Here is a 26,270-nt window from a genome sequence, read left to right as displayed (position 1 = left end):
GATTTTTTGAAGGAACTGCGCTCTGATAATGCAGCCTCCACGGAAGATCATCGCGATATCGCCATAATTCAAATCCCAGTTATACTCTTCAGACGCCGCTCTCATTTGTGCGAATCCCTGTGCGTAAGAACAAATTTTGCTTAAGTAAAGTGCCTTGCGGATTGATTCAATAAATGCCTCACGGTCACCATTAAATGGTTTTGCTTCAGGACCGGCAAGGACTTTGCTTGCTTCCACACGCTCCTGCTTCATAGCGGAGATAAAGCGGGCGAAAACCGATTCTGTGATAATTGGCAGCGGCACTCCAAGGTCAAGCGCACTCTGGCTTGTCCATTTACCAGTACCCTTTTGGCCAGCGGTATCAAGTATCATATCAACAAGCGGCTTGCCAGTCTCGTCATCCTTCTTTGTAAAAATATCAGCCGTTATTTCAATCAAATAGCTGTCAAGCTCACCTTTGTTCCATTCCGCAAACACTTCATGAAGCTCTTGGGCACTTAATCCAAGAACATGCTTTAACATGAAATAAGATTCTGAAATTAGCTGCATGTCGCCATATTCAATTCCGTTGTGGACCATTTTTACATAATGACCTGCTCCATCCGGGCCAATGTAAGTCGTGCATGCTTCACCATTAACTTTTGCAGATATATCCTGGAAAATAGGTGCGACCAGGTCATAGGCTTCTTTTTGTCCGCCAGGCATGATCGAAGGTCCGTGAAGTGCACCTTCCTCCCCACCTGATACACCGGTACCAATAAAGTGAAACCCAAGCTCGCTCAATTCCTTGTTCCGGCGCTGGGTATCAGCAAAATATGTATTACCACCGTCAATGATGATATCGCCCTTTTCCAAATGAGGCTTCAATTGCTCGATTGTCGCGTCCGTCGCTGCACCAGCTTTGACCATCAGCAGGATTTTACGCGGCTTTTCAAGCGATTGAACAAATTCCTCAATAGTATAAGTTCCGACGATATTCTTGCCTTTCGTTTCGTCAAGCATTTCATCCGTCTTTTCCCTTGATCGATTATATACAGATACAGAATAACCTCTGCTTTCTATATTCATCGCCAGGTTTTTACCCATGACAGCGAGACCAATGACACCGATTTGCTGTTTTGACATAGTTCTGCTTCCTCCTTTATGAAACTGTTTTTTTAAATCATACACACTAATTTAACAAGGTACATATAAGGTTGCAAACAATCTGGTTTGTTCCTCTTTATTTTGACTTAAGCTGTTGCCGATAAACCTCCATTAAATATCTTTTTTCTCACTTTCATTACTTCTTCTGCGGTCCTGAAGGAAATCCTTATTAAAACTCGTCCCCGCCCCGGTATTCTCCTTAGTTGGAGTCTTTTTCACCTGTGAGCCAGCACTCTCAATGATATTTTTTCCGTATTTCTCACGCAACTGGCTCATCGTATTGATAAGAGGTTCCTTTTTCGCATCCTGCTCATAAGAGAATAGGTCGAGCTGCTTGACTGCTTTGTCGGCTTCAAGCAAGTCGGTGCCCGTAATCCCTAGCAGCCGGATAGGGTCTCCATTCCAGTGCTTCAGAAAAAGTGTTTTGGCTGCTGCGGCTATTTCGTCCTGCTTAGATACAGGATTCTGCAGTTTCTGGCTTCGTGTGATCGTCTTCCTGTCCTTGAATCGAATCATTACACTAATGCTTGTGGCGACCGCTTCTTTCCTCTTCATCCTTGCAGCTACTTGCTCCGACAGTCGATCAAGAACTTTCAGGAGCTCAAGTTGATTCGATATATCCCGTGGCAGCGTAGTCGAATTGCCGATGCTTTTAAAATCGTACACAGAATCCGGATCCACCTGGCGGTTGTCCTGGCCATTTGCTCTTTCTTTCAATCTTATTCCGTTGATGCCTAGCAGTCCTTTAAGCTGGATTTCATTCGCTTCCGCCAATCCGCCAATTGTATCGATTCCTATACTTTTTAGTTTGTCCGCTGTCTTTGTTCCTACTCCATGCATTTCCCCGACCTCGAGCGGCCAGAGGACCTTTGGAATGTCACGTTTTCTTAAAACGGTAATCCCCATTGGCTTCTTCATATCCGAAGCTGTTTTCGCCAGGAATTTATTTGGGGCAACACCTATGCTGCACGGCAAGTCCAACTGTTCAAGGATTCTTTTTTGAATGCTTTCAGCTATCTCCAGAGGCGCTCCGAGGTCGGAGCATTCCGTTATATCCACATATCCTTCATCAATTGAAACGGGTTCGACTACCTCTGTGTACTGGCGCAAAATATCGAACATTGCAGCGGATGCTGTACGGTATCTGTCAAAATTCGGTTTTTTTATGATTAAGTCAGGGCACAGCTTCTTGGCTTCCCATAAAGGCATGGTTGTCCGGACGCCGAATTTCCTCGCTTCATAGCTGCAAGTGACAATGATTCCGCGTCTTTCTTCTGGATTGCCGGCAATTGCCAGTGGCTTGCCCTTCAAATCAGGATCGTAAGCCATTTCTACAGAAGCATAGAAGCTGTTCATATCAACATGCAAAATGACTCTGCCCTTTTTTGGATACATTTCTTTCATGATCCCACTTCCCAAATATACGTTCCCTCTTAGTTTAACAAAAAAAGGGCTTCAATACTTGCGTAAAGACTGATTAATAGCCAAAGTTGAATTTATGAACTTTATGTGAAGATATCGAATAATACTTTAAAGATATATTGGAAAAGACCGATATAAAAGTATATGACAAAGAAAAGACGGGGGCGTACGAAATGCAACATTGGTCGATTGGCAGAAAATATGCAAGCGTTTTCGCATTCATTATGGTCATTTTCCTGGCCAGCTTTATTTATTTATCAACGGTTTTAACCGATCTCCAAAAAGCGATTAATCTTGCTGAGGAGAAAAGTGATTATGCCATAATGATTAGTGAGATGGGTTCTTCTTTCCGACAGAAATATATTATTATCACAGACTACATAACAGAACCAAAGCCAGAGCTACTTGCGGCGTATGAAAAAGAGGCTGAGCAATTCAGTGCTTCATCGAAAAAACTGCAAACATATGTAAAATCAGAAGAAGCAAAAACTTTACTTACTGCAATCATGAATATAGACCAGCATATGGATAAAGTGTGGGAAGAAGACATCTTGAAGACTGTCTCGGAATTCCAACAGAACTTTGAACAGGTTGATATTTATACCCAGATCAGCTTGACGAACAAAGCAGAAACAATCCGTGATATGAACATCGAGAAGTTAAGTGCCATCAGGACAACGATCCTTGATGACAGAACAAAAATAATGAAGGAAACCCATACTTCAATAGCTTCGATGATCCGAAATACTTTTATCCTTATCATATTCGCATTCATTATTTCATCTGTATCCATGTACTTTGTTTCCCGAAACATTAGCAAGAGCCTTAAAAATGTAGTCGCATACTGCAAAAAACTCGCTGCCGGTGAATTAAATGTCCAAGCATTGGAAGCGAAGAGCAAGGATGAAGTCGGCCAAATCATTTTGGCTATGAACCAATTATCAGGTAATTTGAAAGCATCCATTTCGAGTATTATGACGTCTTCTAACCAGGTAAACGAAATGTCACGGAAACTTAAACTCAATGCAGAAGCTACGACTGAGGCTAACAATGAAATTACAACATCGATCATGCAGGTGGCATCTTCTTCTGACGAACAAGTGAAGATTTCCGAGCGAACAAATGAAGCGGTAGAAAATGTCTCTTCACAATTAATTGAAGTTACAGGGTCCTTAAAAGAGACACTTTATACAACCTCTAGTACAAAGGATAAAATTGAGGAAGGAAAACAGTATGCGTTAAACGTGACTGAACAAATGGATCAAATCAATGGAAAAGTATCCGAGTTAGCGAATGTGATCCATTCTCTGAAAAACAATTCTCAGGAAATCCATAGAATCATTGAAATCATCACCGATATTTCAAACCAAACCAATTTACTCGCATTAAATGCTGCAATTGAAGCGGCAAGAGCTGGAGAGCATGGAAAAGGGTTCGGTGTCGTCGCCCAGGAAGTCCGCAAACTCGCTGAACAATCCGCTGGTGCGGCAGACAGTATCCGCACCATCCTTGAGCAGACTGGTAAAGAAACAAACCAGGCCGTAAGCGTCATGGATCAAAGCCAGGAAACCGTACTAAAAGGCAATGAGCTTGTGGAGAAAGTAGCCACCATTTTCGCGGAGATTGCCGAATCGATTGAGGAAGTAAGCATAAACGGCAACACGGTAAGCGATGCAGTCATCAATGCTAATGAAAAGATGGAATCAATGGCACAGTCTGCCAATGAAGTGATTACCGCATCCTCAAGATCCGCGCTATTCCTTGAACAGGTAGCAGCAACAACAGAAGAACAGAATGCAACGATGCAGGAGCTATTGGAATCATCCAGCAAACTATCAAGCATGGCTGAAGACCTGAGGAAGTCATTCTCCAGTTTTAAGTTATAGACAAAAACAAGCTGACCTGGTGGGGTCAGCTTGTTTTCAATTCTTTACGAGGAATTGCTCTAGTTAAGTAACTCTTGCTTTTGATTTTTCATATATTCCTTTATTTCTTTGATGCCTTCAAGTGATTGGATCAATGCTTCCGGGTCGATCAACATGATCATCCGTTTATCAAAATTAGCTACACCCGAAATGAAACTTGTCTTTTGATAGGCGATAAGGCCCGGCTGCTTTAGATTCTCCGCCGGAACCTCAAGAATCTCCTTTGCATCCCTCACAAGGGCTCCGATTGAAATTTCCGCTGTCTCGATCACAATCAGCCTGGTTTTGTCTTCAACTTGAATTTCCCGGTTGTATAGCACCTTTTCCAGGTCAATGACCGGAATCAAGTCTCCCCTTACCTTCGTGATGCCTGTTACATAATCAGGCATATGCGGGATCGCTGTCATTCCTTCCATTTTTTCAATGGAAACGACATACAGAATCGGAAATGCATATTCTTCATTCCCAGCTTGAAAAACTACCGTCTTATTGCTCTCAGCCATGTGAGTCCACATCCTTTATAAATTTCTGTCTATCACTCTATGTATGTAAATTAAATGGTTCACTGATGAATGCTGTAATTGATATGCAGGTCATTCTAAGTATTATATCGGATTCAATAAGGTCACCTTTAGGATTTTTGATGAACGAGCATGTATTAATAGCCATTTTGATGGTTTCCTCTATCCAGAATGTCTATTAATACTTGTTTATTGGACGTTTAGGTGGCTCACTCTTGCCGAAATGTCTATTAAACCTTGTTTACTGGACATTTCGATGGCTCACTCGTTCCAAAATGTCTATTAAAACTTGTTTACTGGACATTTCGAGGACTTCCTCTTTTAAAAATGTCTATTAAAACTCTTTGGACATTTTTTCATATGGCTTCCTCTCTATAATGGTTTTAGAACGTTCTAAAATAGAATTAATATTCCCCTAACTCTAAAATAAACAAAGGGCTCCCCGACAAGGAAGCCCTTCAATCTTATTGTGCTGCTACTTCTTCAATCAATGCGATGACCATCTCAGCAAGCTTATTGAGCTCTTCGATTGGCATTCTTTCATTTGTTGTATGGATTTCTTCGTATCCTACAGCGAGGTTGACTGTTGGGATGCCAAAGCCTGCAATGACATTTGCGTCGCTTCCGCCACCGCTATGCAGTAATTCTGAGCTTCTGCCGATTTTTGCGGCTGCTTTTTTGGCAAGCTCAACGACCAGGTCGCCTTCTCCGAATTTGAATCCAGGGTACATTACCTGGACATCGACATCTGCCTTCCCGCCCATTTCCTGTGCAGCTGATTCGAATGCCTCTTTCATTTTCGCCACTTGCGCTTCCATCTTTTCAGGAATAAGAGAACGTGCTTCTGCAAGGATTTCTACATGGTCGCAGACGATATTTGTCTGTGTACCGCCCTGGAAACGTCCGATATTAGCAGTAGTTTCCCCATCAATACGGCCAAGCGGCATTCTTGCGACAGCCTTGGCAGCAATCGTGATAGCGGAAACACCTTTTTCTGGAGCAACACCTGCGTGAGCAGTTTTACCATGGATGACAGCTGCTACTTTTGCTTGCGTTGGGGCTGCAACAATAATGTTTCCAACCTTACCGTCACTATCAAGTGCATATCCATACTTCGCTTTTACCAAAGAAGAATCCAGTGCTTTTGCGCCAACGAGGCCTGATTCTTCCCCAACAGTAATAATGAACTGGATCGTTCCATGCGGGATTGATTGTTCCTTGAGGACGCGGATTGTCTCAAGCATGACCGCTAGTCCAGTCTTATCATCAGCTCCAAGGATTGTCGTTCCATCAGTCACGACATAACCATCCTTAATGGATGGCTTAACCCCCTTGGCAGGAATGACAGTATCCATATGAGAAGTAAAATAGATTGTATCTACACCTTCTTTTGTACCTTGTAAAGTACAGATCAGGTTTCCTGCTCCGTGACCAGTTTGTGCAGTTGTATCGTCCTCGAAAACCTCTACTCCGAGGTCCTCGAATTTTTTCTTTAGGACACGTGCGATTTCAGTTTCATACTTTGTTTCAGAGTCAATTTGGACTAGCTCTAAAAACTCATTCAATAAACGTTCGTTATTAATCATCCTAGCCGACCTCCAATTATGTATATACTACTTGAGTATAACGCTAATTGAATAACAACACCAAACACAAAATCCTATAGCGGAATGTTGCCGTGCTTTTTACCCGGTCTATCTTCCTTCTTTGTCCGGAGCATTTCAAGCGACTGAATCAATTTGATTCGCGTTTCGCGCGGATCGATGACATCATCGACCATTCCCTGGCTTGCAGCGACATATGGGTTCGCAAATTTTTCACGATACTCATCGATCTTCTGCTGCCTTGTCTGTTCAGGATTGTCACTGTTCTGGATTTCCTTCGCAAAAATAATATTGGCAGCCCCCTGTGGTCCCATTACAGCAATTTCTGCATTCGGCCAGGCAAAAACAAGATCCGCACCGATGGATTTGCTGTTCAAGGCAACATATGCTCCTCCGTATGCTTTCCTTAAAATAACGGTCAGCTTTGGTACTGTTGCTTCTGAATAAGCATACAGGATTTTCGCTCCATGACGAATGATGCCGCCATGCTCCTGTTTAATGCCAGGGAAAAATCCTGTCACGTCTTCAAATGTAATAATTGGAATATTGAAGGAATCACAGAACCTGATGAAGCGTGAGGCTTTATCAGATGAATCGATATCTAGTCCTCCCGCCATCACCTTCGGCTGGTTGCAGACAAGGCCAACGACCTCACCTTTGATCCTTGCAAGACCGATGACGATGTTTTTTGCGAAATCCTTTTGTATTTCAAGGAATGAATCGGTATCGACCACTTGCTGAATGACCTTGCGTACATCATACGGACGGACAGCGTCAAATGGAATGGCATCAGTTAGGTCTGGACGATAGTCATCCTTATCGTCGGCTTCCAGGCGCGGCGGTTTTTCCTCATAATTTTGCGGCAGATAGCTCAATAGCAGCCTTACCTGCTCTAGTGTTTCTTCTTCTGACTGGCCATGAAAATGAGCGTTGCCACTGATCGTATTATGTACAATTGCACCGCCTAGATCCTCTGCAGAAATTTTCTCCCCGGTAACCGTTTCAATTACCTTTGGGCCGGTGATGAACATCTGGCTTGTCTTCTCAACCATGAACACAAAATCGGTAATCGCTGGTGAATAAACGGCCCCCCCTGCGCATGGTCCCATGATTACAGAGATTTGCGGGATGACCCCGGAATAAATTGAGTTGCGGTAAAAAATATGGCCGTAGCCATCGAGCGAAACAACACCTTCCTGAATCCTTGCTCCGCCGGAATCATTCAACCCTACAAACGGGGCACCATTTTTAGCTGCCAGATCCATGACATTGGCAATTTTCTTTGCATGCATTTCACCTAAAGCCCCTCCGAACACTGTGAAATCCTGTGAAAACAAATAAATTGGCCTGCCGTTCACCTTGCCATAACCGGTTACAACACCATCCCCAGGCCCCTTTTGGTTCTCAAGGCCAAAGTCTGTGCTGCGATGCTGGATGAATGGATTCAATTCCACAAAGCTTCCTGGGTCAACAAGCAGCTCGATTCTTTCACGGGCTGTCAGCTTTCCTTTTTCATGCTGTTTCTCAATCCGCTCATCACCGCCGCCCAGTTCGATTTCCCTGCGGCGGTCATATAGTTCATTAATTTTTTCATAGATGTCTGGCATTTTATTCAGCCTCCCCGTTTTTCTCGCATAGTTCGTATAAAACGCTTCCTGTCGATTTTGGATGCATGAATGCGACAAGCGCTCCCCCGGCACCTTTTTTAGGAATATCCTGGATCATCCTGATGCCATTTTCTTTCATATCATTAATACGTTCCTGAATCGAATCAACACCAAGCGCGACATGGTGAATCCCTTCGCCCTTCTTCTCGATGAAACGAGCGATAGCGCTTTCATCAGATAAAGGTTCCAGAAGCTCAAGCTTCGTTTCTCCAGCTTTAAGAAAAGCTACTTTGACCTTCTCACTGTCTACTTCCTCAACCCCCAATAATGGCAGCTTCAACACATCTGTATAAAATGGGAGGGCATGCTCAAGAGATTTGACAGCAATGCCGATATGGTCGACCTTTTTAATCATGTGATTCCCTCCAAATACTATTTAAATATATTTAATCATTTTAATATTCTATAAAAGTGTCACAAATCCTTCTTATTTAATATAGATTTAGGATTGATTTTTGAATGATGGATTGACATAATATCTAGGTCAGTTTTATACTACCCTAACATAAAAATCTTGGAACAATCACCAAAACGCATCTCTTAAAAGGGTTGTTGAATTCATTAAGTGGTTGTAAAATAATAGTGATAGATAGCGTAAGCTTGGGAAGGGGGATTTCTAAAATGCGTAAGCCAAATATCAGGAAGGTCGTAGTATACATCATGCTTTTTACTATGCTTGCTTCAACCCTTCTTATGGGATTATCTACTTTCCTATAATAACTATAAAATAATCAAAGGGCTGTCAATTAAATTGACAGCCCTTTTTTATTCACTGATTGCTCCATATTCTTTGCCTAGCTCTTTAAAGTCTTTTGAAGTAGAAGTCACTAGGATTTTTGTTCCTAATGGTATGTAATCGTACAATGATTCGACTGCCTCATTTTGAAGTCGGACGCAGCCCTGGGATATTTTTTTGCCGATGCTTGAGGGGTCATTTGTGCCATGGATTCCGTATGTTCGTCCATCCGTATCCTCTGCGTCGAATCCAATCCACCTGCTGCCAAGTGGGTTATTAGGGTCACCGCCCGGAATATCCTTTTTCCGGTAATATGGGTCAGGAGCTTTGACAGTGACGGTAAACAAACCTTCGGGTGTCAGTTCCTCTGATTTACCAGTTGCTGCGCTAACCACCGTCTGGACTCTGTTCTCATTGATCAGTGCTACCTCATTCGTCTGTTTATTCACAATTACAAATGGGTCACCAGGCAGCGGGTTGGTTCCCAACGGCCAAATAGGCGAAAAAATAAACGCTGCTAGAAGCATAGAAATAAACACTGGCATGTTAATCCCTCCGTGGTCTATTTCCGTTAGTTTGTCACGGCAGCTTCAGATTTATCCTTACCCGTTTTCAATCCTTTAAAAGACCGTTTCAACAAAAGGAATTGTTCCATTTCATTAACAAAATGAAGCAGTGCGGCCCTCGCTTCGAACTCTTCCCTAGTTTTAGGAAGCTCCATATTCTCAAACTCCGTTTTCATCCTCATTAATTTTTCCAGGTAAATGAGTACTGTATTACCTGGATGAATCCCTTTCGACAGCGACTCGATAAACTCTGCGACAATATTAGCCTGTTCAACATGCTTTGGAATAGAAGTGATGGAAGGAAGAACTCTTTCAATGATTTCAAATTGCTTTTCCCTGATTTTAAAATATTGATAATATAAATTTTCATCTCGTAAAAAATGATTTTCTACGTCCTGAATAGCAAGTGCCTTTGCCTTTTCAATCAGCCTCGCAGTTTCAGTCAGCTCCCGGCCATCCCAGCTTGTATCTTGATTTTTAAGGTATAGGGAAATTTCACTGAAAATCTTTTTAAAATGAGCTTCAATTCCTCTTTGGTACTCCTCCAGCTTGTTATCGACACTTGGCATATATAGATTCATAACCAATGCGACACCAATCCCGATCGTAATGATCCCCAGCTCGTTCAATAATAATTCTCCAGTTACTTTTTCAGCCGAGTAGATATGCATAATGATGACACTGCTAGAAACAACACCTTCCTTTGCCCTAAACATGACAACGGTCGGAATGAAGAATAACAATAACAGTCCGATGACAATCGGATGGTAAGCAATCCCCTCAAAAAACACAGCTGAAAAAGCCATCGCAATGATACAAGCCAGGAACCGATGCCATGAAGCCTGCAGTGAGCGTTTCTTTGTCACCTGGATACAAAGAATCGTCAGGATACCCGCAGAGACATAATTTCCAAAGCCAAGGTACTGGGCAATGATGATTGCAATCGCCGTACCCAGCGCTGTTTTTAACGTCCGATAACCAATTCTGAATTTCACATTATATTCTCCTATCAGTAAAACTTAAGCTTTATAAACTTCAAGACCACCCATAACTGATTTCCTTCATCCAATATGATTATGAAATGATCCTTTTACGGAAATCAATTTAAAATTGGACAAACCGGCAATGCAACGTGTTTCCATTTACCGAAAATCAACCCAAAAATGAAAAACGGGCAATGCAGGCCCTCTCCTTTTACCCAAATTCGATTCTTGAATGAAAAACAGGTAGTGCAGGACGGGTATCACAAAATAAAAAGATGATCATACCTTTCAAGATATGATCATCCACTAGTTTATCAGATACGTCACGATTTATAAAAGTAACGCATGTGTCTTATAGCATTTTTTCGAGGAACTCTTTTGCCCTGCTGCTTTTTGGGCTGTTAAAGAATTCTGTTGGAGGGGCATCCTCAACAAGTACTCCGCCGTCAAGGAACAATACGCGATCGGCGACTTCACGGGCAAAGCCCATTTCATGGGTCACGATTGCCATTGTCATACCGGTATGAGCTAGGGACTTCATAACCTCAAGCACCTCTTTGACCATTTCGGGATCCAATGCAGAGGTTGGCTCATCGAACAGCATGACTTCGGGGTTCATTGCTAGTGCCCGGGCAATTGCTACACGCTGTTTTTGGCCTCCTGAAAGCCTGTTTGGATATTCATTTGCCTTTTCGGAAAGACCAACCTTTTTAAGAAGCTCCATTCCATGCTTTTCAGCTTCAGCTTTTGCCAATCCTTTAACCTTAATCGGAGCATATGTTATGTTTTGCAATACGGTCATATGCGGAAAGAGATGAAAGTGCTGGAACACCATACCGACATTTTCGCGAACTTTCATGATGTTCGTTTTCTTGTTGGTTATATCATCTGAGCCAATAAAGATCTGTCCGCTTGTCGGCTGCTCAAGTAGATTCAAACAGCGGAGGAATGTCGATTTACCTGAACCTGATGGTCCGATGATGGCAACAACCTCACCGTTTTCGATTGTAGTTGAAATTCCTTTTAAAACTTCAAGCTTGCCAAATGATTTATGAAGTTCTTGTACTTTAATCACTTTGCCTCAATCTCCTTTCCACTACCTTGCCAATCATTGTCAAGGAGATGACCAATACGTAATAAATAAGTCCGGCAAAAATCAACGGTTCAAAAAATCTGTATTGATCTCCGCCGACAATATAAGACCTGCGCATAATATCATCGACCGCAATGACAGTAACGATCGCTGATTCCTTTGTAAGTGTGATGAATTCATTCATCAAAGCCGGCAGTATGTTTTTCATCGCCTGAGGCAGGATGATGTCACGCATCATTCTCTCTCCAGGAACGCCCAGTGCCATTGCGGCTTCTTTTTGCCCTTTATCGACCGCCAAAATCCCTGCCCTGATGATTTCTGAAATATAGGCTGCAGAGTTTAAGGAGAATGCTGCTACAGCAGCTGTATAGGAAGCAATCTCGAATCCAATAAGCTGGGGCAGCCCATAATAGATGATCATCAATTGGAGAATTAACGGGGTTCCACGGAAAATCGATGTATAGGCATCCGCAAACCAATTAAGTGCCTTGGATTTACTGATTTTAAAAATCGCCAGGACAATCCCAAATGCAAAACCCAGCAGTCCTGCTACAATTACTATTTTCAAAGTGACGCCGATTCCCTTCAAAATATATGGCAATGAAGGAAGGATGGCGGTAAAATCAAGATTCATAGTATTAACAGCCCTCTCTATCTATTTCATGAAGGAGAAAGGCGCCCAGAAGACATACGCATTCTGAACGCCTGATTTACATCTTACTTTTCTCCGCCAAACCATTTAACGATTAACTTATCTACTTCGCCATTTTCCATTTTTTCTTTGAGAACCTTGTTAAATTCTTCAGTCAGCTTGCTTCCTTTAGGGAAGGCAATCGCTGAACCAGCTTCTTCTTCGTTTCCATCTTCAATCGTAAAACCAGCAAGGTCAGGATTATTCTTGAAATACCCCTCTGCTACTGTATCTTCAATAATTGCTGCATCAATACGCCCAGCTTTAATTTCCTGTACCAATTCAGGAATTCTAGTACGTTTTTCAATCTTGATTTCCACTGTCTCAGCGATTTTCTCAGCTTCTTCTTCCTGGATAGAAGAAAGCTGGACACCAACAGTCTTTCCTTTTAGATCTTCGATTGATTGGATGTTGCTGTCTTTTGCAGAAACAATCATATGTTTCGCAGTATAGTAAACATCCGTGAAGTCAACATTCTCTTTACGCTCAGGCGTTGGAGTCATGCCTGCCATGACAAAGTCAACACGCTCAGCCTGAAGTGCACCAATAAGGCCGTTAAAATCCATATCCTTGATTTCAACTTCATAGCCTAATTCATTTGCAATCAGATTTGCCAGATCTACGTCAAAACCAATGATTTCATCACTTGTAGCTGTTTCTACGTATTCAAATGGCGGATAGTCAGCTGAAGTGCCCATTTTAAGGACTTTCTTTTCCTCTCCACCGTCGCCTGAAGTTTTTTCAGTGCTTGTCCCACATGCTGCGAGAACTCCCATTAATAAAATGCTCATCAATAAAACTGAAATTGCCTTTTTCATCTGTTGTTTTCCCCCTATAATGTCTATTCTGTAACTTTTATACAAGTTTATTAATATATTAGCTATTAAACTTGCTATTCACTGCATATCAACTAATATTTATTAACTAAAATGTATTTTAACACATATTAATAAATATGCAATAATATTTTTAAATATAAATAAAATGTGTTTTCTCCATGAAAAAAGAACCCCGGCAAACCGGGATTCTTCAGTACTTACATTTCTTCGCAATATTCTTCGAATGCATTTTGCAGTTTGTTTACAACTTGCATCGGATCGTGGCCTTCGATTTCGTGGCGTTCGACCATTGTGCAAAGTTTCCCGTTCTTCAGCAATGCGAAAGATGGGGATGATGGCGGATAGCCAGTAAAATAGCTCCGTGCTTTTTCTGTCGCTTCCTTATCCTGGCCGGCGAAAACAGTCACAAGATGATCTGGACGTTTATCATAGTGAACAGCATGTGCTGCTGCAGGGCGCGCAATACCTCCGGCGCAACCGCAGACCGAGTTTACCATCACAAGAGTTGTGCCTTCTTTAGCCAATGCTTGTTCTACTTCCTCGCTCGTTGTTAATTCTGTGTATCCAGCTGCCCCTATTTCCTGGCGAGCCTGGCGGACTACATCATTCATGAAAAAATTGAAATCCATGCTCATCGATACATCTCTCCTCTGCTGTATAGTAACTAGTACATAAATATATGATACCAATTAAAATAATTTTTTCAAAGTATGTTTAACTCTTATGGATTCCGGGAAAGGTAACAATACAGCTAGATCCATACCCCTAAACTCCCTAGATGAAGGACAACGGACCATTCCGTTGTCCGCTTTTTTTTGAATAATATTTGCTGTCGTTTGGATTATCTCTGAATCAATGTCTCCGTGAACGATTTTCTTTAATACGACCATCTGTGCTTGCACTTGTTGTTTTAGTCAATTTCGCTTACATGTTTGACTATCTCCTTCCCGTACTCTCGCTTTTGGCTCAACTTCGGGCACATGTTTGATCATCTTCTTCCCCTACTCTGGCTTTTGGCTCAATTTCGGGCACATGTTTAATCATCTTTTTCCCGTACTCTGGCTTTTTGCTCGACTTCGGGCACATCCTGTTTGAGTTTCAGATCTATACTTCGGTTAACCTGATCTTCGCCTAAATAGTTAACTTTTTATTAGCACTACAAAATGAGCTGCCCCCCACTGGACAGCTCATTTTTCCGTCTCGAAAAAAGCTTTAAATAGCTCCTCGACACCTGAAGCTACTGGCCTGTTTCCCGAAATGACTTCATTTTCTACCTTAGGAAGCAGGTTCTTTATTGCTGGATTATGAAAGAAATTTGCCTGAAGCTGATCGATGATCATATCATTCAGCCACTCTTTTGTCTGGAATCTTCTTCTTTCATCAAAAATTCCACTTTTTTTCGTTAAACTCTCAAAGGTTGAGATTGCTTTCCAGATATCATCAATTCCTTTGTTCTGCAGTGCTGAACTCGTCATAGCTGCTGTCTGCCAGCCTTTTGTCGCAGGCTGCAGGAAATGCAGGATCCGGTTGTACTCTTCTTTCGTCTTATTTGCTGTTTGCTCATTTGGACCATCTGCCTTATTCACTATGACTGCATCAGCAAGCTCCATGATTCCTTTCTTCATCCCCTGAAGTTCATCACCGGCACCAGTCAGTACGAGGAGCATGAAGAAATCGACCATATCCCTGACGATGACCTCACTCTGGCCAACCCCAACCGTTTCAACAAGAATGACATCGAATCCAGCTGCTTCACATAATAGCATAGTTTCCCGCGTTTTGCGGTGGACACCGCCAAGCTTTCCACCAGAAGGTGATGGTCTGATAAATGCTCTCGGATTTCGAGCTAGCTTTTCCATCCTCGTCTTATCGCCAAGGATGCTGCCACCAGTCAGGCTGGAGGTAGGATCTACCGCCAGGACTGCAACCTTATGGCCCAGGTCGCATAAATAGCTGCCAAAGCTCTCGATAAAAGTACTCTTGCCAGCTCCCGGCACACCCGTGATGCCAATCCTGATGGAATGGCCAGAGTCAGGCAAAAGCTGCTGTAAAAGGGCTTGAGCCGACTGAAAGTCATGCTCCGCATTGCTTTCAATCAATGTGATCCCTTTTGCCAGCGCCGTCCTGCCCCCAGCCTTGATTTCATCAGCAAGTAAACCCGGATCAACCCTGCGAGAATTCTTTTTCTTTACGAAACGCCCGGCTTTTGCTGCCGGCTTTTCGGCATTTCCGCCCGACACTCCAGGCTTCACTACACTTGAAAACGAATCAGCCTTATCGGGATCGAACCATTCGGGCTTTTTCTCATCAGCCATTAGCTAGACACTTCCTCATAGCCCAGGCGATCATATATAGTCCGTAAAACCTTTTGTGCCGCAACAGGAATGACCGTTCCGGGACCAAAAATCGCACTTGCTCCATTATCATACAAGAATTGATAATCCTGAGCCGGGATGACCCCGCCGACTATCACGACAATATCCTCGCGCCCTAATTTTTTCAGCTCCTTCACAAGCTGTGGCAGAAGAGTTTTATGTCCAGCTGCCAAAGAGCTGATTCCGATGGCATGGACATCATTTTCAACTGCCTGGACTGCTGTTTCTTCAGGCGTTTGGAAAAGCGGACCAATATCCACATCAAAACCTAAATCAGCAAAAGCGGTTGAAATGACCTTTGCTCCGCGGTCGTGTCCATCCTGTCCCATTTTTGCAATCATGATGCGGGGTCTGCGTCCTTCATTTTCAAGGAACTCCTCTGTCATTTGCTGGACTTCGGCAATTTCCTCACCATTTGTGAAGGCTGTGCTATAAACTCCGCTGACTGACCGGATGACTGCTTTATGCCTACCAGCAGCCTTTTCGATTGCATCTGAAATTTCCCCAAGTGTCGCCCTTGCTCGAGCCGCCCTAACTGCATATTCCAGAAGGTTGCCTTCGCCTGTTTCAGCCACCCTGGCTAAATCATGTAAAGCTGCTTCAGCTTTTTCATCATCACGATTTTCTTTCAGCTGCTTTAGCCTTTCAAGCTGTTTCGCACGGACGGCGGTATTATCGATATCGAGGATTTCCAGAGGATCCTCCTGATCCAGCTTATATTTATTCACGCCAATGATCGTTTCTTTTCCAGAGTCAATCTGAGCCTGTCTCCTTGCCGCTGCTTCTTCGATGCGCATCTTTGGAAGACCGGTTTCAATTGCTTTCGCCATCCCGCCAAGACCTTCAATTTCTTCGATATGCTCCCAGGCACGCTCGATGAGTGAATTGGTAAGACTTTCAACGTAATAACTGCCTGCCCATGGATCGATGACCTTTGTGATTCCGGTTTCTTCCTGAAGAAATAATTGTGTATTACGGGCGATGCGCGCTGAAAAATCAGTCGGCAGCGCGATGGCTTCATCAAGTGCATTCGTATGCAATGATTGGGTATGCCCCATTGCCGCCGCATGGGCTTCAATCAAGGTTCGGATGACATTATTATATGGATCCTGCTCAGTAAGACTCCAACCAGATGTTTGTGAATGAGTCCTCAAAGCCATCGATTTTTCATTTTTTGGATTAAAGGTCTTGATCATTTTAGCCCAAATAAAGCGGGCAGCCCTCATTTTGGCTACTTCCATGAAATAGTTCATGCCGATCGCCCAGAAGAAGCTCAGTCTTGGTGCGAATGAATCAATATCGATTCCTGCCTTAAGGCCGGTTCTCACATATTCAAGACCATCCGCGAGCGTGTAAGCCAATTCGATATCCGCAGGAGCACCAGCTTCCTGCATATGATAGCCTGAAATACTTATTGAATTGAATTTTGGCATATATTTGGAAGTGTACTCAAAAATATCGGCAATGATCTTCATCGACATTTCCGGTGGATATATGTACGTGTTCCTGACCATATACTCCTTCAGGATGTCATTCTGTATCGTCCCGGATAATTGATCCTGTGTCACACCCTGTTCCTCGGCAGTCACGATAAAGAACGCCATGATTGGAAGGACAGCACCATTCATGGTCATTGATACAGACATCTGGTCGAGCGGGATTCCGTCGAATAGAATTTTCATATCTAAAATCGAATCAATCGCCACCCCTGCTTTCCCGACGTCACCCTCGACGCGAGGATGGTCAGAATCATAGCCCCGGTGTGTTGCCAGGTCAAAGGCAACAGACAAACCTTTTTGCCCCATTGCAAGGTTTCGCCTATAAAATGCGTTGCTTTCTTCCGCAGTCGAAAAGCCTGCATACTGTCTTACCGTCCATGGACGGTTTACATACATAGCTGCATAAGGCCCCCTTGTATAAGGAGGGAGGCCTGGCATGCCTTCCATATGCTCTGTTGATGTGACATCTTCTTTTGTGTACACTGGTTTGACCTTGATCTGCTCATTCGTTTCAAATAACATATCATCTATTTTTTGTTTTATATGGCGATCAACTTCTTCCTTGCTGACTTCCTTTTCCTCAGCAAACAAACGTACTTTAGTAAAATCAGGCTTTTGCATTTGCGCCCACCTCCATTTCCTGAAGCATACCTGATAGAGTCTGTACTGCATTGCTTCTTACATGCAGGAACTCCTGTATTCCAGACGTTTTCCATTCGCTTTGTTTCTCGTCAGGGATGCCTGCCAGGTAAAGCTTGACATCGTGCTCCCTTGTAATCTCCTGCGCCAGCTCTGGCCCAAAAGAATTGTAGGCAGACTGATCGCCGCAAATAACAAACTGACGTGCATTTGACGAGTTAATAAACTGAATCGCTGCTGAAATGGTGTCCACCTCGCCGCTTCTTTCAGCATGGATTCCTCCTGCCGACAATAAGCCGGAAGTGAAATCTGCCCTTGCCTTATGCTTCTTCAGCTCACCCAGGCAAATTAGGCCGACAATAGGGTCCACAACCTTTTTCTCAAGTTTCATAGCCTTGAACCTCAATTCTTCATAAGGCTCAGCTAATCTTTTTAATTTTAAAGATGTAAAGCTTGGTTTCACCTCTTTAAAACTATCTTTGAGAGTTCTCTCAGACGCAATTTTACCTATGATGGCTTCAAGGGAGTCAATCATATAATCTCTTTGTATCTCTTGGATAACAGGTTCACTGATATCATCCGAAAGGTTCGCATAAACATTTGTTCCGATCATGCTTTTTTTACGAGTAGCAATGTCCTGCTCGCGGTCTTCAGCTGTCTGAGCAATCTGCTCCTGGAGCCAGCCTGATTTCAGCGTTTCATAAATACCGCCCTTGCCATCCATTTCAAGGAATAGCTCCCAGGCTTTTTCAGCCAGTTCTTTTGTCAGTGACTCAACATACCAGGAACCTCCTGCAGGGTCAGCTACTCTTTCAAGATGTGCTTCAGATTTAAGCACCAACTGGGTATTACGGGCAACTCTTTCGGAAAATAGATTAGCAGTTCCTGCTGGTTCATCAAAGCTTCCAGTGTGAAGGTATTGGATTCCGCCCAAAACGGCCGCAAAGGCCTCATTTCCAGCCCTGAGCATGTTCACGTATGGATCAAAAATAGTTTTTGTGAACTTTGAGGTTTCAGCAGATAGGACCATTTTCCGATCTTCATTTTCTGCTCCGAAAGCTTCTGCAGTTTTACTCCACAGAAGCCTGGCAGCTCTAAGCTTGGCCGTTTCCATGAAGAAGTTTGAACCAATCGCAAAATGGAATACGATTTTTGATAACGCTTTCTTTAATTCCCATCCATTATCCAGCAACTTTTGAAGAAGATATACTCCGGTAGAAACGGCAATAGCCAGTTCTTGCACTGCATTAGCGCCGCTGTTATGGTATGGGACGGTATTGATCAGTACTGTCTTTACTTCGGGTAATTGCTCTGCTGCTTCTTCAAGTACCTTTGACCATTTGGTAAAGAATTCATTTTCCTCCGTCGGAAGTCCACCAATCAAACTTGCTTCGGCAACAGGATCCACTGCAACGAAACCTGATAGCTTTTCTATACCCCCAGCATCCTTACTGGCGATAGCCAAAGCTGCAAGCAATGGCGTCTGGAGCAATCCAGCATCCAGGCTTAAAGGGTACTTATTTTTATAGGAAGAGAGGAATGACACCAATGCACGATTATCGGAAAATAACTCCGGTTTTACATCAAAGGAAATGGCTGTTTGTCCCTTTGACAATGCGTTATCGAGCTTTCCTTTCAGCTCTTCAACATCGGAGTAAAAGACGCGGTTTGCTATATGCCAGGACTTTGACTGGTATCCAAGAGATTGGATGCCTCTTCTGTAATCTAGCTGACCAGGCAGACCTCCGGCCAATCCATCTGGGAGATCCCCTTTTGTATAAAGCGGTTTAAGCGTAATATCCTCATATGTATTCGTATAAAGAGAATCAATCGGCTTGCCTTTTAATGAAGCAGCAGCTTTTTCCTGCCAATCATCAAATGTTGCATCTTTGAACGAGATAGCTTTCATATTTTCAATCGTCATAAACCTTACTGTCCATAGTTCAGACAGCTTTCCCCCCTTCACCAAAAATTGTAGTAAAATTCAAATTTTTATACTCTTCTATATTTTAGTATAGGAATGCTTTTCAAGCAACGAAGTGATACATAAAAGCGCAAGCGCCTTGGTCAGCCCCGACAAGCGCTGCCCGCCTAATAACGCCACGTCCTGTGGCTGGCGGGTCTAGCACATCGTGTGCCACGGGGGGCCGACCGGTGAAGTCGTCCTTTGACTTCACCTGAGCGGACCGAAATCGAAAAGTATAGCCGACTGTCCAGAAACGCAGAAACTGGAGACTCCGACAAAGAAGCGCTTTTTGCTTCTGCCGGCGGAGTTGAAGTTTCGGAGTTTCTAGGAGGCGACACTAGACAAGCGACCTCGAAGGGCTAGGCGCTGGAGCTAGACACTAAACTTAGTGCACAAAGTTTATTTCTTATAAATAATAAAAGCCGCTGCATTAGCAACGGCTTTCAATACTATTTAATAAATTGAAGTAGTTTCTTTTGATGTATTCTCAAGGATCTCTTTAACCCTTGCAAGGAAACGGCCGCAAACCAGGCCATCCAGTACTCGGTGATCTAGAGACAGACATAGGTTCACCATATCACGAACAGCGATCATGCCGTTGTTCATCACTACAGGGCGCTTAACGATCGATTCAACCTGTAGAATCGCTGCCTGTGGGTAATTGATGATTCCCATTGATTGTACCGAACCGAAAGAACCTGTGTTGTTAACAGTGAAGGTTCCACCTTGCATATCCTCTGAACGAAGCTTGCCTGTGCGTACCTTTTGGGCAAGTTCATTGATTTCACGGCCAATGCCTTTGATTGTTTTTTCATCTGCATTCTTAATGACAGGTACGAAAAGTGCATCATCAGTAGCAACTGCAATTGAAATATTAATTTCTTTTTTCTGGATGATCTTATCGCCAGCCCACATTGAATTGATTTGCGGGAATTCCTTCAATGCCTGGGCAACTGCCTTCACGAAGAAAGCAAAGAATGTAAGGTTGAAACCTTCTTTCTTCTTGAAATCATCCTTTAGGCCATTCCTGTACTCTACAAGATTCGTAACATCCACTTCTACCATCGTCCATGCGTGCGGTGCTTCATGCTTGCTGCGCAGCATGTTCGCGGCAATCGCCTTGCGAACGCCAGTCACTGGGATTTCAATGTCACCGGCAGCAACTGGGACAGACGGAGCAGGCGCAGCTGGCTGTGCCTGTGCTGCAGGCTGCGTTTGTGCCGCAGGCTGAGCTGAATTAGTTTGAACCTGAACTGATTCTTTTGGTGCTTCAGTCTGTGAAGAAGCTTGAGGAATATTACCGGATTCGATCATTTGCTTAAGATCCTTACGTGTAATCCTTCCGCCAGCTCCACTTCCCTTGACCTGGGTTAAATCAATATTATTTTCCTGAGCCAGCTTTAATACTGCAGGAGAGTATCTAGCCTTGCTTCCCTCATCCGCTGAAGGTGCTGGTGCTGGTGTTGCACTTGCACTTGATGTAGATGCAGAATCTGAAGCAGCGGCCGGTGCTTCTTCAGAAGCTCCGCCTTCAATTTCAATTGTGCAGATAACCTCACCAACTGCCATTGTATCCCCTTCACCCGCAATCAATTCTTTGATTGTACCTGAAAATGAAGATGGTACTTCAGCATTTACTTTGTCGGTCATGACTTCTGCGAGTGGATCGTATTTATTTACTTTGTCGCCAACGGAAACCAGCCACTTGCTGATTGTTCCCTCGGTAACACTCTCACCTAATTGAGGCATTTTGATTTGTTCGATTGCCACAGATGGACCCTCCTTCTCCAATCATTCTATTTCCAACATGAATATGTTAAAATTCAGCAAGCTCTCTCATTGCTTTTTCAACTTTATCAGGATTGATCATGAAATATTTCTCCATTGTTGGGGCATAAGGCATTGCTGGCACATCCGGTCCTGCCAGTCTCTTGATTGGTGCGTCCAATTCAAACAGGCAATGTTCTGCGATGATCGCAGAAACTTCACTCATGATGCTGCCTTCTTTGTTGTCTTCCGTCACAAGAAGGACCTTACCAGTTTTCGAAGCAGCCTCGATAATTGCTTCCTTATCCAATGGATATACAGTTCGAAGGTCAAGGATATGAGCAGAAATTCCATCCTTCGCAAGTCTTTCAGCAGCCTGAAGCGCAAAATGGACCGCAAGACCATAAGTAATGACCGTGATATCCTCTCCCTCACGCTTTACGTCTGCTTTGCCAATCGGAAGCACATAATCATCCTCAGGGACTTCTCCCTTGATCAGTCGGTAAGCACGCTTATGCTCAAAGAACAAGACCGGATCTTCATCCCTGATCGCTGCTTTCAATAATCCTTTTACATCATAAGGAGTTGAAGGCATGACAATTTTCAAGCCTGGCTGATTCGCAAAAACAGCCTCCACAGATTGGGAATGATAAAGAGCACCGTGGACTCCGCCGCCATAAGGAGCGCGGATGACCATTGGACAGCTCCAGTCATTGTTTGAACGGTAACGGATTCTTGCTGCTTCAGAAATGATCTGGTTTACAGCTGGCATTATGAAATCTGCGAATTGCATTTCGGCGATTGGACGCATGCCGTACATTGCAGCACCGATTCCAACCCCTGCGATCGCTGATTCTGCAAGCGGAGCATCAATAACGCGATCTTCGCCAAACTTCTCAAATAAACCTTGTGTCGCTTTAAATACTCCGCCTTTTTTTCCAACATCTTCACCGAGGACAAAAACTCTTGGATCTCTTTCCATCTCTTCTTTTATTGCCAATGTCACTGCATCTATATAAGAAATTACCGCCATTTTCGTTCCCCCTTACTCTTCAGCATATACGTATTTCAGAGCATGTTCAGGCTCCGCATACGGTGCATTTTCAGCATAATCGGTTGCTTCATTAACCAGCTTCATGATTCGATCGTTTATTTCCTTTTCACTTTCATCATTCATGATGCCATTTTCCTTCAAATAAGCGCCGAAGGTAATGATAGGGTCCTTCGTTTTTGCCTGTGCAACTTCATCTGGCGCACGGTAGCTTCTGTCGTCATCATCTGATGAGTGTGGAGTCAGGCGGTAGGATACAGCCTCGACAAGAGTCGGCCCTTCACCGCGGCGTCCTCGGTCAGCCGCTTCCTTGACCACTTTATAAACTTCTAAAGGATCATTTCCATCAACAGTGACTCCTGGCATGCCATAACCGATAGCACGGTCGGAAACCTTCTCGGCTGCAACTTGCCTCTCGTAAGGAATCGAAATCGCATATTTATTGTTCTCAACCATGAAAATGACAGGAAGCTTATGGACTCCCGCAAAGTTTGCACCCTCATGGAAATCCCCCTGGTTGGATGAACCTTCTCCAAACGTAACGAATGTTACTAAGTCCTTCTTCTCCATTTTGCCTGCAAGAGCGATTCCAACAGCATGAGGAACCTGTGTTGTTACCGGTGAAGAACCTGTGACGATCCTGTTCTTCTTTTGACCGAAGTGTCCAGGCATCTGGCGGCCCCCAGAGTTTGGGTCTTCCGCTTTGGCAAAACCGGAAAGCATCAGGTCTTTTGCAGTCATGCCAAAAGTTAAGACCACTCCCATGTCACGGTAGTATGGAAGTACATAATCCTTTTCACGATCTAGAGCAAAAGCTGCTCCTACCTGTGCCGCTTCCTGTCCTTGACAGGAAATGACAAACGGGATTTTCCCGGCACGGTTCAACAGCCACATCCGCTCATCCAGCCGGCGGGCCAACAGCATTGTTTCATACATATCCAAAACCTTTTCATCACTTAAGCCAAGTGCAGCGTGACGATTTTCTGCCATCTTTATACCTCCCAATTGTTCGTACAAGGCTCTTTTCCAGGGAAAAGAGCTCTTGTTTATAAAATAGAAATTAAGAATGGATTGCTTTGCCATCCACTGCAAGGGCAGCTTCACCAATTGCCTCGGACAATGTCGGGTGAGGATGGATGGTATGGGCAATTTCCCATGGTGTAGCATCTAAAACTTTTGCAAGTCCCGCTTCTGAGATCATATCCGTTACATGCGGGCCGATCATATGGACACCCAAAATATCATTGGTTTCCTTGTCAGCTACAATTTTCACAAAACCATCGGATTCACCATATACAAGCGCTTTTCCGATTGCCTTGAAGGAGAATTTGCCTATTTTCACATCGTGACCTTTTTCTTTAGCTTCATCTTCAGTCAGTCCAACGCTGGCGGCCTCTGGAGAGCTGTAAATACATTTTGAGACGAGCGTATAGTCGATTGGGTGTGGATTTTGATTGGCAATGTGCTCAACAGCCACTATACCCTCATGTGACGCCACGTGTGCTAGCTGCAAGCCGCCAATGACATCGCCAATTCCATAGATGTGGGATTCTTTTGTCTGGAAAAACTCGTTTGTCTGGATGAAACCTCTTTCCAGCTGTATTTCTGTATTCTCAAGGCCGATTCCTTCAACATTTGCCTGGCGTCCAACAGAGACAAGCAATTTTTCAGCAGTGAATTCTTTCGTTTCACCTTTAACCTCAGCGCTGATCGTGACACCTTCGCCTTTTTGCAGTGTCTCTGATAAAACTTTTGCGTTCGTTACAATTTTTACGCCTTTTTTCTTCATTGCGCGCTGCATTTCTCTTGAAACTTCCTTGTCCTCTGTTGGAACAATACGGTCCGCATACTCAATCACAGTGACAGCAGATCCAAAATCAGCAAGCATGGAAGCCCATTCGATGCCGATTACACCACCGCCGACGATGATGATAGACTTAGGAAGATCCTCCATCACAAGCGCTTCATCTGACGTCATCACATATTGGCCATCGGCTTCAAGACCAGGCAATGTTCTAGGTCTGGATCCTGTCGCAACGATGACATTCTTAGGGATCAGCATTTCATTTTCTTCGCCATTGTTCATTTCTACAGAGATGGTGCCTGGCATTGGTGAGAAGATGGATGGACCAAGGATTCTTCCCAAACCTTCATAAACATCGATTTTCCCTTGTTTCATCAGGTGCTGTACACCGCGGTGCAGCTGCTCGACGATTTTTTCTTTTCTTTCCTGTACCTTTACGAAATTGACACCAACTTCACCTGTCGTCACGCCAAAGTCTTCGCTTTTCTTTGCTGTAGCATAAACCTCAGCACTGCGAAGCAATGCCTTGCTTGGGATACAGCCTTTATGCAGACATGTTCCGCCAAGCTTTCCTTTTTCAACGATGGCAGTTTTCAAGCCAAGCTGAGAAGCTCTGATTGCTGCTACGTATCCGCCTGTACCGCCTCCAAGAATGACCAAATCATATTCTTGAGCCATCTGGATCCCTCCTCTATATATGGTTTAACATTATTTATTTGATTGCTGATTTCTGCTCCAGGCTCTGGCTGGTCCTATAAATTAGGGATTTTTATCTGCCCGGATATTCTTTTACTTTTTCTTCATCGCGCAGGATACGGAGGGCTCCTTCAGCAAGGGCCTGCAGTTCGTTTTCACCCGGGTGGACAATAACGTCCGCGATCCAATTGATTCGTTCAGTGATTTCCTGGACGAACTCTTTGCCGTAAGCAAGCCCGCCAGTCAGTACAATCGCGTCCACTTTCCCGGCAAGGACAGCACTTGCAGAACCGATTTCCTTTGCTACCTGGTAAGCCATTGCTTCATATACAAGCTTTGCCTTAGCATTTCCTTGCTTGATCATTTTTTCGACCTTAACTGCATCATTCGTGCCAAGATATCCCACAAGGCCGCCCTGGCCGACTAGTTTTTTCATTATTTCTTCGCGGAAATAATCACCGGAAAAACATAGCTGAACAAGGTCACCCGCCGGTACTGTACCTGCACGTTCTGGACTGAATGGACCATCGCCGTGCAGACCGTTATTCACATCAACAACTCTTCCCATTTTATGGGCGCCAACAGTGATACCGCCGCCAAGATGGGTAATAATCAAGTTCAGCTCTTCATATTTTTTACCCAGCTCTTTCGAAACCCTGCGGGCTACTGCCTTTTGGTTCAATGCATGGAAAATGCTTTTTCGTTCAATGAGCGAGAATCCCGATACTCGCGCAACCGGGTCAAGTTCATCGACCACGACCGGGTCGACGATAAAGGAAGGGATATTCAAGCCTGATGCAATTTCATATGCAAGAATACCTCCCAGATTTGATGCATGCTGGCCTGAATAACCTGCTCGCAGGTCGTCGAGCATCTTATTATTCACTGCATATGTTCCGCCTTCGATTGGCCGTAAAAGCCCGCCGCGCCCACAAACAGCACTCAATTTTGAAATGTTGATCCCTTCAGTATCAAGCGTTTCAAGTATCGTATTCTTCCTGAATTCGTATTGGTCGATGATGGTTTCATAGGAGTTGATGACAGCTGAATCATGACGGATCGTTTTTTCAAAAACAGAAACCTCATTGTCAAATACTCCAATTTTCGTTGATGTAGATCCTGGATTAATAACTAGAATCCGATGTTCTGTTTGTTGCACAGTTAAACCTCCAATTTGCTCGCGGAATATAAAAATCCGCGATACGTCAGTAACATTTTAGGAAACAGCAGAGGCGCCGAAACAAATATTCAGCGATCTCTGCAGAACCTTTTATAGGTTG

22 protein-coding genes and 2 pseudogenes are annotated in these 26,270 nt (G+C 43.8%); 3 read left to right on the top strand and 21 right to left on the bottom strand.

Going from position 1 to position 26,270, the window contains the following annotated elements:
* The coding region (gene gndA, locus ACH0QE_RS12985) for an NADP-dependent phosphogluconate dehydrogenase (RefSeq protein ID WP_415801059.1) at positions 1 to 1,125 on the bottom strand (1,125 nt) is incomplete at its 3' end.
* Between the two features lie 132 nt (positions 1,126 to 1,257).
* Entirely contained in the window at positions 1,258 to 2,550 is a 1,293-nt protein-coding gene (locus ACH0QE_RS12980; protein WP_415801058.1) for a DNA polymerase IV, read from the bottom strand.
* 191 nt (positions 2,551 to 2,741) lie between these two features.
* On the opposite strand from ACH0QE_RS12980, the gene ACH0QE_RS12975 reads away from it, so the two are divergent.
* Entirely contained in the window at positions 2,742 to 4,454 is a 1,713-nt protein-coding gene (locus ACH0QE_RS12975) for a methyl-accepting chemotaxis protein (RefSeq protein WP_415801057.1), read from the top strand.
* A gap of 59 nt (positions 4,455 to 4,513) precedes the next feature.
* On the opposite strand, the gene ACH0QE_RS12970 is transcribed toward ACH0QE_RS12975, so the two are convergent.
* The 4 genes from ACH0QE_RS12970 to mce form a co-directional block, all read right to left on the bottom strand.
* Positions 4,514 to 4,996 (bottom strand): chemotaxis protein CheW, encoded by a 483-nt coding sequence (locus ACH0QE_RS12970; protein WP_415801056.1) that lies wholly within the window; start codon positions 4,994 to 4,996, stop codon positions 4,514 to 4,516.
* Positions 4,997 to 5,478: 482 nt separating this feature from the next.
* Positions 5,479 to 6,600 (bottom strand): tripeptidase T, encoded by a 1,122-nt coding sequence (locus ACH0QE_RS12965; protein ID WP_415801055.1) that lies wholly within the window; start codon positions 6,598 to 6,600, stop codon positions 5,479 to 5,481.
* A 74-nt stretch (positions 6,601 to 6,674) separates the two neighbouring features.
* Positions 6,675 to 8,225, bottom strand: coding sequence for an acyl-CoA carboxylase subunit beta (locus tag ACH0QE_RS12960; RefSeq protein ID WP_415801054.1), 1,551 nt, complete (start codon positions 8,223 to 8,225; stop codon positions 6,675 to 6,677).
* Position 8,226: 1 nt separating this feature from the next.
* The gene (gene mce / locus ACH0QE_RS12955) at positions 8,227 to 8,640 is read right to left on the bottom strand and encodes a methylmalonyl-CoA epimerase (protein ID WP_415801053.1); all 414 of its coding nucleotides are present in this window, start codon (positions 8,638 to 8,640) and stop codon (positions 8,227 to 8,229) included.
* 266 nt (positions 8,641 to 8,906) lie between these two features.
* Here mce and prli42 point away from each other — a divergent pair, with 266 nt between their 5' ends.
* Positions 8,907 to 9,002, top strand: coding sequence for a stressosome-associated protein Prli42 (gene prli42, locus ACH0QE_RS12950; protein WP_023627413.1), 96 nt, complete (start codon positions 8,907 to 8,909; stop codon positions 9,000 to 9,002).
* Positions 9,003 to 9,050: 48 nt separating this feature from the next.
* Here the strand turns inward: prli42 and ACH0QE_RS12945 are convergent, their stop codons facing one another.
* The 9 genes from ACH0QE_RS12945 to ACH0QE_RS12905 all read right to left on the bottom strand — a co-directional run bounded on the left by ACH0QE_RS12945 (position 9,051) and on the right by ACH0QE_RS12905 (position 19,630).
* The gene (locus tag ACH0QE_RS12945) at positions 9,051 to 9,566 is read right to left on the bottom strand and encodes a L,D-transpeptidase (RefSeq protein ID WP_415801052.1); all 516 of its coding nucleotides are present in this window, start codon (positions 9,564 to 9,566) and stop codon (positions 9,051 to 9,053) included.
* A 26-nt stretch (positions 9,567 to 9,592) separates the two neighbouring features.
* Positions 9,593 to 10,582 (bottom strand): aromatic acid exporter family protein, encoded by a 990-nt coding sequence (locus tag ACH0QE_RS12940; RefSeq protein ID WP_415801051.1) that lies wholly within the window; start codon positions 10,580 to 10,582, stop codon positions 9,593 to 9,595.
* Positions 10,583 to 10,922: 340 nt separating this feature from the next.
* Positions 10,923 to 11,645, bottom strand: coding sequence for an amino acid ABC transporter ATP-binding protein (locus ACH0QE_RS12935; RefSeq protein WP_415801050.1), 723 nt, complete (start codon positions 11,643 to 11,645; stop codon positions 10,923 to 10,925).
* Positions 11,638 to 12,297, bottom strand: coding sequence for an amino acid ABC transporter permease (locus ACH0QE_RS12930; protein ID WP_102263517.1), 660 nt, complete (start codon positions 12,295 to 12,297; stop codon positions 11,638 to 11,640). Before ACH0QE_RS12930 ends, ACH0QE_RS12935 begins: the two co-directional genes overlap by 8 nt.
* Positions 12,298 to 12,380: 83 nt before the next feature.
* Entirely contained in the window at positions 12,381 to 13,172 is a 792-nt protein-coding gene (locus tag ACH0QE_RS12925; protein ID WP_415801049.1) for a transporter substrate-binding domain-containing protein, read from the bottom strand.
* A 218-nt stretch (positions 13,173 to 13,390) separates the two neighbouring features.
* The gene (locus tag ACH0QE_RS12920; RefSeq protein WP_415801048.1) at positions 13,391 to 13,828 is read right to left on the bottom strand and encodes a BrxA/BrxB family bacilliredoxin; all 438 of its coding nucleotides are present in this window, start codon (positions 13,826 to 13,828) and stop codon (positions 13,391 to 13,393) included.
* Between the two features lie 552 nt (positions 13,829 to 14,380).
* A complete protein-coding gene (meaB, locus tag ACH0QE_RS12915; RefSeq protein WP_415801047.1) occupies positions 14,381 to 15,508 on the bottom strand; it encodes a methylmalonyl Co-A mutase-associated GTPase MeaB in 1,128 nt (375 codons plus the stop codon).
* Positions 15,508 to 17,688, bottom strand: coding sequence for a methylmalonyl-CoA mutase (gene scpA / locus ACH0QE_RS12910; RefSeq protein ID WP_415801046.1), 2,181 nt, complete (start codon positions 17,686 to 17,688; stop codon positions 15,508 to 15,510). The genes meaB and scpA overlap by 1 nt, the downstream gene beginning before the upstream one ends.
* Entirely contained in the window at positions 17,675 to 19,630 is a 1,956-nt protein-coding gene (locus ACH0QE_RS12905) for a methylmalonyl-CoA mutase subunit beta (protein WP_415801045.1), read from the bottom strand. The genes scpA and ACH0QE_RS12905 overlap by 14 nt, the downstream gene beginning before the upstream one ends.
* Positions 19,631 to 19,873: 243 nt before the next feature.
* Between ACH0QE_RS12905 and ACH0QE_RS12900 the strand changes: the two genes are divergently transcribed.
* Positions 19,874 to 20,035, top strand: a complete 162-nt coding sequence (locus tag ACH0QE_RS12900; protein ID WP_415801044.1) for a hypothetical protein — start codon at positions 19,874 to 19,876, stop codon at positions 20,033 to 20,035.
* A 90-nt stretch (positions 20,036 to 20,125) separates the two neighbouring features.
* Here the strand turns inward: ACH0QE_RS12900 and ACH0QE_RS12895 are convergent.
* The 6 genes and pseudogenes from ACH0QE_RS12895 to buk all read right to left on the bottom strand — a co-directional run.
* Positions 20,126 to 21,100 (bottom strand): annotated as a pseudogene (locus tag ACH0QE_RS12895) (dihydrolipoamide acetyltransferase family protein); the annotation flags it as partial.
* 171 nt (positions 21,101 to 21,271) lie between these two features.
* A pseudogene (locus ACH0QE_RS12890) lies at positions 21,272 to 21,421 on the bottom strand (biotin/lipoyl-containing protein); the annotation flags it as partial.
* A 67-nt stretch (positions 21,422 to 21,488) separates the two neighbouring features.
* A complete protein-coding gene (locus ACH0QE_RS12885) occupies positions 21,489 to 22,472 on the bottom strand; it encodes an alpha-ketoacid dehydrogenase subunit beta (RefSeq protein WP_214906953.1) in 984 nt (327 codons plus the stop codon).
* Positions 22,473 to 22,484: 12 nt separating this feature from the next.
* Entirely contained in the window at positions 22,485 to 23,480 is a 996-nt protein-coding gene (locus ACH0QE_RS12880; protein WP_415801043.1) for a thiamine pyrophosphate-dependent dehydrogenase E1 component subunit alpha, read from the bottom strand.
* A 70-nt stretch (positions 23,481 to 23,550) separates the two neighbouring features.
* The gene (gene lpdA / locus ACH0QE_RS12875; protein ID WP_415801042.1) at positions 23,551 to 24,972 is read right to left on the bottom strand and encodes a dihydrolipoyl dehydrogenase; all 1,422 of its coding nucleotides are present in this window, start codon (positions 24,970 to 24,972) and stop codon (positions 23,551 to 23,553) included.
* Between the two features lie 91 nt (positions 24,973 to 25,063).
* On the bottom strand, positions 25,064 to 26,149 hold the full coding sequence (buk, locus tag ACH0QE_RS12870) for a butyrate kinase (RefSeq protein WP_415801041.1): 1,086 nt from the start codon (positions 26,147 to 26,149) through the stop codon (positions 25,064 to 25,066).
* Between the last annotated feature and the right edge of the window lie 121 nt (positions 26,150 to 26,270).

This window comes from Mesobacillus sp. (assembly GCF_047739415.1).
Classification (GTDB): domain Bacteria; phylum Bacillota; class Bacilli; order Bacillales; family Cytobacillaceae; genus Mesobacillus.
This window is presented reverse-complemented; position numbering and strand designations above follow the sequence as displayed.

Excerpts from the sequence above, each read along its gene's own strand:
- meaB (WP_415801047.1), bottom strand. The coding sequence starts at position 15,508 with ATGGCTGATGAGAAAAAGCCCGAATGGTTCGATCCCGATAAGGCTGAT.
- ACH0QE_RS12945 (WP_415801052.1), bottom strand. The coding sequence starts at position 9,566 with ATGCCAGTGTTTATTTCTATGCTTCTAGCAGCGTTTATTTTTTCGCCT.
- scpA (WP_415801046.1), bottom strand. The coding sequence starts at position 17,688 with ATGCAAAAGCCTGATTTTACTAAAGTACGTTTGTTTGCTGAGGAAAAG.
- mce (WP_415801053.1), bottom strand. The coding sequence starts at position 8,640 with ATGATTAAAAAGGTCGACCATATCGGCATTGCTGTCAAATCTCTTGAG.
- ACH0QE_RS12905 (WP_415801045.1), bottom strand. The coding sequence starts at position 19,630 with ATGACGATTGAAAATATGAAAGCTATCTCGTTCAAAGATGCAACATTT.
- ACH0QE_RS12920 (WP_415801048.1), bottom strand. The coding sequence starts at position 13,828 with ATGAGCATGGATTTCAATTTTTTCATGAATGATGTAGTCCGCCAGGCT.
- ACH0QE_RS12925 (WP_415801049.1), bottom strand. The coding sequence starts at position 13,172 with ATGAAAAAGGCAATTTCAGTTTTATTGATGAGCATTTTATTAATGGGA.
- lpdA (WP_415801042.1), bottom strand. The coding sequence starts at position 24,972 with ATGGCTCAAGAATATGATTTGGTCATTCTTGGAGGCGGTACAGGCGGA.
- ACH0QE_RS12930 (WP_102263517.1), bottom strand. The coding sequence starts at position 12,297 with ATGAATCTTGATTTTACCGCCATCCTTCCTTCATTGCCATATATTTTG.
- ACH0QE_RS12975 (WP_415801057.1), top strand. The coding sequence starts at position 2,742 with ATGCAACATTGGTCGATTGGCAGAAAATATGCAAGCGTTTTCGCATTC.
- ACH0QE_RS12965 (WP_415801055.1), bottom strand. The coding sequence starts at position 6,600 with ATGATTAATAACGAACGTTTATTGAATGAGTTTTTAGAGCTAGTCCAA.
- ACH0QE_RS12970 (WP_415801056.1), bottom strand. The coding sequence starts at position 4,996 with ATGGCTGAGAGCAATAAGACGGTAGTTTTTCAAGCTGGGAATGAAGAA.
- prli42 (WP_023627413.1), top strand. The coding sequence starts at position 8,907 with ATGCGTAAGCCAAATATCAGGAAGGTCGTAGTATACATCATGCTTTTT.
- ACH0QE_RS12880 (WP_415801043.1), bottom strand. The coding sequence starts at position 23,480 with ATGGCAGAAAATCGTCACGCTGCACTTGGCTTAAGTGATGAAAAGGTT.
- ACH0QE_RS12885 (WP_214906953.1), bottom strand. The coding sequence starts at position 22,472 with ATGGCGGTAATTTCTTATATAGATGCAGTGACATTGGCAATAAAAGAA.
- ACH0QE_RS12960 (WP_415801054.1), bottom strand. The coding sequence starts at position 8,225 with ATGCCAGACATCTATGAAAAAATTAATGAACTATATGACCGCCGCAGG.
- ACH0QE_RS12980 (WP_415801058.1), bottom strand. The coding sequence starts at position 2,550 with ATGAAAGAAATGTATCCAAAAAAGGGCAGAGTCATTTTGCATGTTGAT.